This window comes from Pseudarthrobacter sp. HLT1-3 (assembly GCF_059383535.1).
The window spans coordinates 1-6,162 of record NZ_JBWZCJ010000054.1 but is presented as its reverse complement, the minus strand read 5'-3'; the positions used below and the strand labels follow the sequence as shown (position 1 = coordinate 6,162).

Genomic DNA, 6,162 nt, shown 5'->3' with positions numbered 1-6,162 from the left:
GTCTTTCCCAGCGAAGCCTTTATCGCCCAGGATGACCTGGCCGGCCTGGACGAGATGATGGTCCTTTTCCAGCAGGGCCTGGGTGACTTCGCGTTCCCCGATTCCCCGGCTCAAAGAACCACACTGGTCCGCAGCCCTGGCCGGCATCACCAACTACACAGCACACCGGCTCGACCAGCCCGCACCGTCCTGGACCAGACGCATCAAACCCCTCAACGCAGCATGGATGCCTGCCGAGTCCTACCGGAGAATCCGCGAACCCATGAAGCAACTCATAATGTCTGAAACACCGCCGGAACTCGCCGCCATGAACGTCTTCATCCGCGAACGTAGCCTGGCCACCGCATGACCGGCGGAGAACTCAACGCCACTCAGATCCATGCTCTCCTCCGGGAACTCGGCCGGCGCCTGCGGTACCGCGCGTCCACGGCGACGTCAAACTCATAGGCGGTGCCGCGCTCATCCTGCAAGGAATCGGAAACCGCCCCACCGCTGACATCGACGCCAGCTACGCCGACAACGCTGCCGTCAACGCCGTCGTGACTGAAATGGCCGCGGCCTACGACCTCGCGCCCGACTGGCTTAACTCCAACGCCGCAGCCTTCGTCCGGGACAACGCCACCTGGGTTGAACTCGAACACCTCGACGGACTCACCATCCAAGCCGCAGACACCGAAACGCTCCTAGCCATGAAGATCGCCGCCGAACGGGACAAGGACACCCTCGACATCGCCCGACTCCTGCGCAAGCTCAACATCACCAACGCCGACGACGCCGTCGACCTCGCCTACAACAAATACGGCGACCAATCCATACCTCTGGCCGCCGGTCGGGACAACTACCTTATTGTCGTCGACGACGCCCTCGACGCAGCTACCACCCTCGAACCTAACGACTGATTCAACACTTTCGGATCCCCGGCGTCAAAAAGGGGAGTGTCCGTTTAACGTTGGATCCGCGGTGGGCATTTAGTTGATTCTTCCTTCGAAGGTGATGGCGAAGGCGTTCAGCGCCGGCTTCCACCTTGTGGCCCACCGTGCCTGCCTCTGCCGGTCGGGTCCAGTGCCCGAGCCGCCAGGTAAAGACATTTCAGGGCCGCCTGTTCGGTGGGAAATGACGCCGCGGAAGTAGCGTCACATAGCCCGCAGGATACTGGCCGGGTGATCGAGGAGCATGGCGCTGAGGAGCTGTCGTATTCGTGCATTACTACATGCGGGTCCGCCAACAAGAAAATCCGCCGCGTACTGTCTGTCGCCCAGAACCCGCTTCATGCGGTACGGGGTCGGATTCCGTCCCCACCCCTGGGGCAGGCCGCCCACCGGGACGAAGGCCTACCTGCCGCGTGAGGCGAGCTTCATCGCCAGCGCATCGGGGATCGCCGCGCTGACCGTGGTCAGGGCCTTGTAGCGTTTGGTCGGGATGGAGACAGCCTTTCCGACGAACGCGTCACGTAGCCCTTCGGCCACGACCCGTTGCGGCTCCAGCCACATCCAGTCCTTGATGCCGGTCGTGTCGGCCCCCATCCGGCCGTGAAATTCGGTGCGGACGAACCCGGGACAGATCGCCGTCACGCTCACACTTTTGGCTGCGTAGAACGCGTTGGCCCAGCGGCTGAAGTTGATGACCCACGCCTTGGCTGCCGAGTACGTCCCGCGCGGGGTAAATCCGGCGACGGAGGAGACGTTGATGACCCGGCCACCGCCCCGCCGGACCATGGCGGTAAGTGCGGCATGACTCAGGTCCATCGGGGTCTGGACGAGGATCCGCAAATGGTTCCGCTCCTGGGCGAGAGTGTTGTCCGTAAACCAGCCGGCCAGCCCGAACCCGGCGTTGTTGACCAGCACGTCCACCGGCCGGTCATCGGTCTCGAGTCGTGCCGCGACCAGGGCAACCCCGTCGTCGGTCAGCAGGTCAGCTGTCAGAATCTCCACACCGATGCCGTATCCGGCGGTGAGCTCAATGGCCCGCTCCTGCAGTCTGGCAGTGTCGCGGGCGACCAGGACAATGTGGTGACCGCGGGCGGCGAGCTGGCGGGCGAACTCGGCGCCGAGGCCCGACGTAGCGCCGGTGATCAAAGCAGTGGAGGTCATCGGCCCATCCTTGCCGTGAACGGGGGCGGACGCAAACAGCCCCGGCGTTGAGGGGCAACAGGGCTGTTGAGGTGCAGGGTCCCTTACAGACGGCCGTGACGGACGCGGCCGGCTGCAGGAGCGGGTGGGTGACGGTAAATCTAAACGGTCCAGGGCGCCGTCGAAGTTCTTGACCCGGCTGGAAAACCTCCCGCATGATCTCCTGCGTCGGGTGCTTCGACCTGTCCTCATCCTGGATCTTGTACCAGTCCCATGCCCGGTTCCAGGCAATCCGACAGCGGTCATTCCACTCGATCAGGCTCACTGAGTCAGGCGCCTGGGTGGCCCCTGGATCTGGCGCAGGAGTGAGTCCGGGATGTCAGCATCGGGTGCAAGCGACCATGCATGGCGGACGAATAGCAGCAGATTCAGCGACAGGAGGTGGTCATCTACAGTTATGACCATCTGCTGCGGCCAAGGATTCTCTGGTCTCTGCTTGCTCCATTGCATCTCGCTACCCCCGGTTCAATCACATGCCACGCGACCACGATGCGTTCAGCATGGCACCGACCCCATGGCCTGTAAACGGAATACGAAGTCCGCGGAACCATCGTCGCAGCAGGTTCGATTTGAAGGTATCCGAATCCCTGTTTTGCCATCGAAGGCACTGCAGGCGTGTGCCAAACGTACGACAGGTTCAATCGAATACTGCCTCAATATCGGAAGTTTTCGGGCCCTGAAAGGTGTCCCGCACGGGGTCGTCGTGCGACGGGAGTGCATGATCGATAGTCTGGCAACATGCCCATCCAGACAAGCGGCGCCACGGCTCACCTGTAGTCGCGGCTTGCGTCGTCCTTCTGGGCTTGCTGGTCCTTTTGGTGGTGCAGCCGGTCCTACCTGGTTGGGGATGTGCGGTCGGTGTTTCGGCGATGTGCCATCCGCATTTGCTGCCTGTTCGTGCATCGCTGATCAGCGCAGGCATGCTCTTCGCACTGCTCGCGGCTTTCATCGTCGGGCTACTGCTTCAGCCCCGGGCAAACGGCTGGCTGGGCGGTATGTCCCGAAGTGTCGTCGTCGCCGTGCCGGTAATCCTGGTCCTGACAGTCGTCGCGCACTTCCTGATACCGCAGCCCTGATTCGAGCCTGCCTCGCGCGGATGGCTGTCGCGGACTTCGAAACGCCATGCCCGTTGTCAGTTTCAGAAGTCGTCTGCACTGGATTCCGCGGAACTACGAGGCTTGTGCAGACGACTCCTGACATGGATGCGTTCGAAGTCGTCTGCACAAACCGTCGTTTTGTCTGAAGTCGCGTGCACCAACCGTCATTCTGTCTGAAGTCGCCTGCACGAACCGCCACGGACGTTCGGGACTTTTAGGCGTTCGGCTGGGTCTCGGCGGTCAGCGTCTCCGGCGGACGGGGGTCGACTTCGGCCGGGGGTTCTGGCTGTGCCGGTTCTTCCGGTTTTGCTGCGTCGGCCATGAGCTGGTCAATGCGTGCCGAGTCTGTCTGGGCGGCTTTGAGCGCGTCGGCGTGCTTGAAGGGTTCCGCCAGTGCTTTATCTGCCTGCTCGACGCGCGACCCGGTACGGTTCACACCGCCATCGAACGGGTGGTTGGGCTGGGTGGATGGCGACAGTTATTCTCGTGCGGCACGGCCGCACCACAGCCAATGCCACTGGACTGCTGGCCGGCCGGGCCGTCGGCGTCAGCCTGGACCAGATCGGGCGCGACCAGGCGGCTCTGACCGGGGACCGGCTCGCGGCCGTGCCCGTAGTCGGGGTGGTGTCGAGCCCTCTTGAGCGTTGTCAGGAGACCGCCCAGCTCATCCTCGATCGCCAGGCTGGCACGCCGTACGCGCCGGTCGATCTCGATCTCACCGAGTGCGATTACGGCCAGTGGCAGGGCCGCACGCTCAGTGATCTCGCGACCGAGGATTTGTGGCCGGTTGTGCAGTCGCAACCGTCCGCCGTCGTCTTTCCCGGCGGTGAATCCATGGCCGCGATGCAGGCTCGGTCTGTGGCAGCGATTCGACGCCACGATGCAGCCTTCGAAGCCGAGTACGGGCCAGGGGCCGTGTGGGTGGCGGTGAGTCACGGTGACATCATCAAGTCAATCCTCGCCGACGCGCTCGGCATGCACCTTGACCTGTTCCAGCGTATTAACGTGGGCCCCGCCTCCGTGTCGATCGTGCGCTACGGCGCTAGTCGGCCGAGCGTCTACGCGACCAACACCGACGCGGGTGATCTGTCGTGGCTGTCGAACGGCATCCGCTCTGGCGATGCGCCGGTGGGCGGCGGTGCAGGGCAAAAGGCGCCATGAACCTCGTGTGCCTAAAATACTGACATGCCTACACGTGTTCATGAGTTTTCCTGGCCTGATCGGGTCGTCGTTGGCACCATTGGCCTTCCGGGGGCGCGTACGTTCTACCTGCAGGTGCGCGCAGGGACGCAGATCGTGAGTATTGCACTGGAGAAGCAGCAGTCGGCTCTGCTCGCGGAGAAGATCGACGAAATTCTCGACCAGCTCATCACCGTCGAGGGCAACCCCTTCAGCGTTCCCACGAGTACTCCCATTGAACTTGTCGACAATGACCAGCTCGAGGCCGTTCAGGAGCAGTTTCGCACCGGCGCTATGAGCTTAGGTTGGGACCCAACCACGGCCCAGGTCGTAATAGAGGCCTACCCCATCACCGATGTCGATGCTGATGACAACGACGAATCGCTTGATGAGGACGGAGCTAACGAGCCCGAAATGCTGCTGGTGCGAATGCCGGTCGGCACCGCCCGGGCATTCACCAAGCGCACCCGTGAGATCGTGGGCGCCGGGCGTCCGATGTGCTCGCTCTGCGGTTACCCCATAGACGCCGATGGGCACATCTGCACCCTTCCCGAGGTCTGATGCCAGCGCCGGACCTAGTAACCGCCGAGCTGACGCTCACCGGCCGCATCACGACGGCTTCAAACGCTACATTTCTGGGCAGCATCGGCGACGTGGTGGTCGTCTATAAGCCGATAGCAGGCGAAAGTCCCCTGTGGGATTTTCCCCACGGCACCCTGGCTCACCGGGAGGTGGCCGCCTACCTGGTCTCTCAGGTCTTCGGCTGGGACGTCGTGCCGCACACCTGGCTGCGCGATGGTCCGATAGGCGAGGGAATGGTGCAGCTCTGGCAGGAGCAAGACCCCGCCCAAAGCGCCGTGGGCCTGGTCGCGACGGACCACGTGCCGGAGACGGGCTGGAAACACGTTCTTGAGGGACGCGATGAGAACGGACGGATGGTCGCCCTCGTTCACGAAGACTCGCCAGCGCTCAGACGCATGGCGGTGTTCGACATGGTCGTCAACAACGCCGATCGCAAAGGCGACCACATTCTTGCCATGACGGACGGACACCGGCACGGCGTGGACCATGGGCTCACCTTTCACCGTGACCACAAGCTGCGCACGGTGCTGTGGGGATGGCTGGGAGACGCTCTGACCGCCGAGGAACGAGACGGCATCGATCGTGTCAGCGAAGGACTGCACGGTGGCCTGGGCAGAAACCTGGCGGACTTGCTCAGCGCCGACGAAATCGCATCGCTCGCCGCGCGCTGCGCCCGGTTGCGCTTGGCAGGGCGGTTTCCGGCTCCGAGCGGTGAGATGTCGGCGGTGCCCTGGCCGCTGTTCTAAGGGAATTAAGCTACGGGCTTCGCAGGCTGTGTCACGTTGAAGGCATGGATCTTAAGGTAGCGACGGAGCTCATCATTTCTGAGCGCGAGCTCGGCTGACGATCTTCCTAGGAGCCACGCCCCGGCGGGCAACCCTCTGTTCCGAAGGTTTGGGCGATGGGAGACACATCAACTGTCACCCGGAATTCGCTGCCCAAACGCCGATAACAGCGCATCTGTCACGTTGAGTCGTCCTCTGCGGGCGCGCCCGCAGAGCGGATCCAACGCCAGGCATAAACGGTGCCTGAGGTCTTTTGACCGACTTTGATTGCGACCACGAGTTTTGACCTAGCCCGGATTTTTCATGATGGCCGGGTTGGCGGTCGGGTCAGGGGCTAATTCCCGTTCCGGCTGATTCTGCGGTTTTGGGCGTGCGGGCGGGGCCTGTTGT

The 6,162-nt window shown here is 63.0% G+C and carries 7 protein-coding genes and 2 pseudogenes; 5 read left to right on the top strand and 4 right to left on the bottom strand.

Translation table 11 applies throughout. From position 1 onward, the window contains the following. A pseudogene (locus AC50X9_RS21095) lies at positions 1 to 102 on the bottom strand (IS982 family transposase); the annotation flags it as partial. Positions 103 to 443: 341 nt separating this feature from the next. Here AC50X9_RS21095 and AC50X9_RS21090 point away from each other — a divergent pair. Then, positions 444 to 899: a DUF6036 family nucleotidyltransferase gene (locus AC50X9_RS21090; protein ID WP_494897018.1), complete on the top strand. Its 456-nt coding sequence runs from the start codon at positions 444 to 446 to the stop codon at positions 897 to 899. A gap of 69 nt (positions 900 to 968) precedes the next feature. On the opposite strand, the pseudogene AC50X9_RS21085 reads toward AC50X9_RS21090, so the two are convergent. Then, positions 969 to 1,114 (bottom strand): annotated as a pseudogene (locus AC50X9_RS21085) (IS256 family transposase); the annotation flags it as partial. A gap of 217 nt (positions 1,115 to 1,331) precedes the next feature. Beyond that, positions 1,332 to 2,090, bottom strand: coding sequence for an SDR family NAD(P)-dependent oxidoreductase (locus tag AC50X9_RS21080; protein WP_494897016.1), 759 nt, complete (start codon positions 2,088 to 2,090; stop codon positions 1,332 to 1,334). A 923-nt stretch (positions 2,091 to 3,013) separates the two neighbouring features. Between AC50X9_RS21080 and AC50X9_RS21075 the strand changes: the two genes are divergently transcribed. Then, a complete protein-coding gene (locus AC50X9_RS21075) occupies positions 3,014 to 3,205 on the top strand; it encodes a hypothetical protein (protein WP_494897014.1) in 192 nt (63 codons plus the stop codon). Between the two features lie 235 nt (positions 3,206 to 3,440). Here the strand turns inward: AC50X9_RS21075 and AC50X9_RS21070 are convergent, their stop codons facing one another. Beyond that, entirely contained in the window at positions 3,441 to 3,662 is a 222-nt protein-coding gene (locus AC50X9_RS21070; protein WP_494897012.1) for a hypothetical protein, read from the bottom strand. 32 nt (positions 3,663 to 3,694) lie between these two features. Here AC50X9_RS21070 and AC50X9_RS21065 point away from each other — a divergent pair, with 32 nt between their 5' ends. From AC50X9_RS21065 to AC50X9_RS21055, 3 genes are read left to right on the top strand one after another with little or no spacing between them, the layout of a single operon-like run. Further along, on the top strand, positions 3,695 to 4,387 hold the full coding sequence (locus AC50X9_RS21065) for a histidine phosphatase family protein (protein WP_494897009.1): 693 nt from the start codon (positions 3,695 to 3,697) through the stop codon (positions 4,385 to 4,387). 24 nt (positions 4,388 to 4,411) lie between these two features. After that, positions 4,412 to 4,966 carry a DUF3090 domain-containing protein gene (locus tag AC50X9_RS21060; protein ID WP_494897004.1) on the top strand — a complete coding sequence of 185 codons (555 nt, stop codon included), beginning with the start codon at positions 4,412 to 4,414 and terminating at the stop codon, positions 4,964 to 4,966. Beyond that, positions 4,966 to 5,733, top strand: a complete 768-nt coding sequence (locus AC50X9_RS21055; protein WP_494897001.1) for an SCO1664 family protein — start codon at positions 4,966 to 4,968, stop codon at positions 5,731 to 5,733. Before AC50X9_RS21060 ends, AC50X9_RS21055 begins: the two co-directional genes overlap by 1 nt. The last annotated feature ends 429 nt before the right edge of the window (positions 5,734 to 6,162 follow it).

Excerpts from the sequence above, each read along its gene's own strand:
- AC50X9_RS21080 (WP_494897016.1), bottom strand. The coding sequence starts at position 2,090 with ATGACCTCCACTGCTTTGATCACCGGCGCTACGTCGGGCCTCGGCGCC.
- AC50X9_RS21065 (WP_494897009.1), top strand. The coding sequence starts at position 3,695 with ATGGCGACAGTTATTCTCGTGCGGCACGGCCGCACCACAGCCAATGCC.
- AC50X9_RS21060 (WP_494897004.1), top strand. The coding sequence starts at position 4,412 with ATGCCTACACGTGTTCATGAGTTTTCCTGGCCTGATCGGGTCGTCGTT.
- AC50X9_RS21055 (WP_494897001.1), top strand. The coding sequence starts at position 4,966 with ATGCCAGCGCCGGACCTAGTAACCGCCGAGCTGACGCTCACCGGCCGC.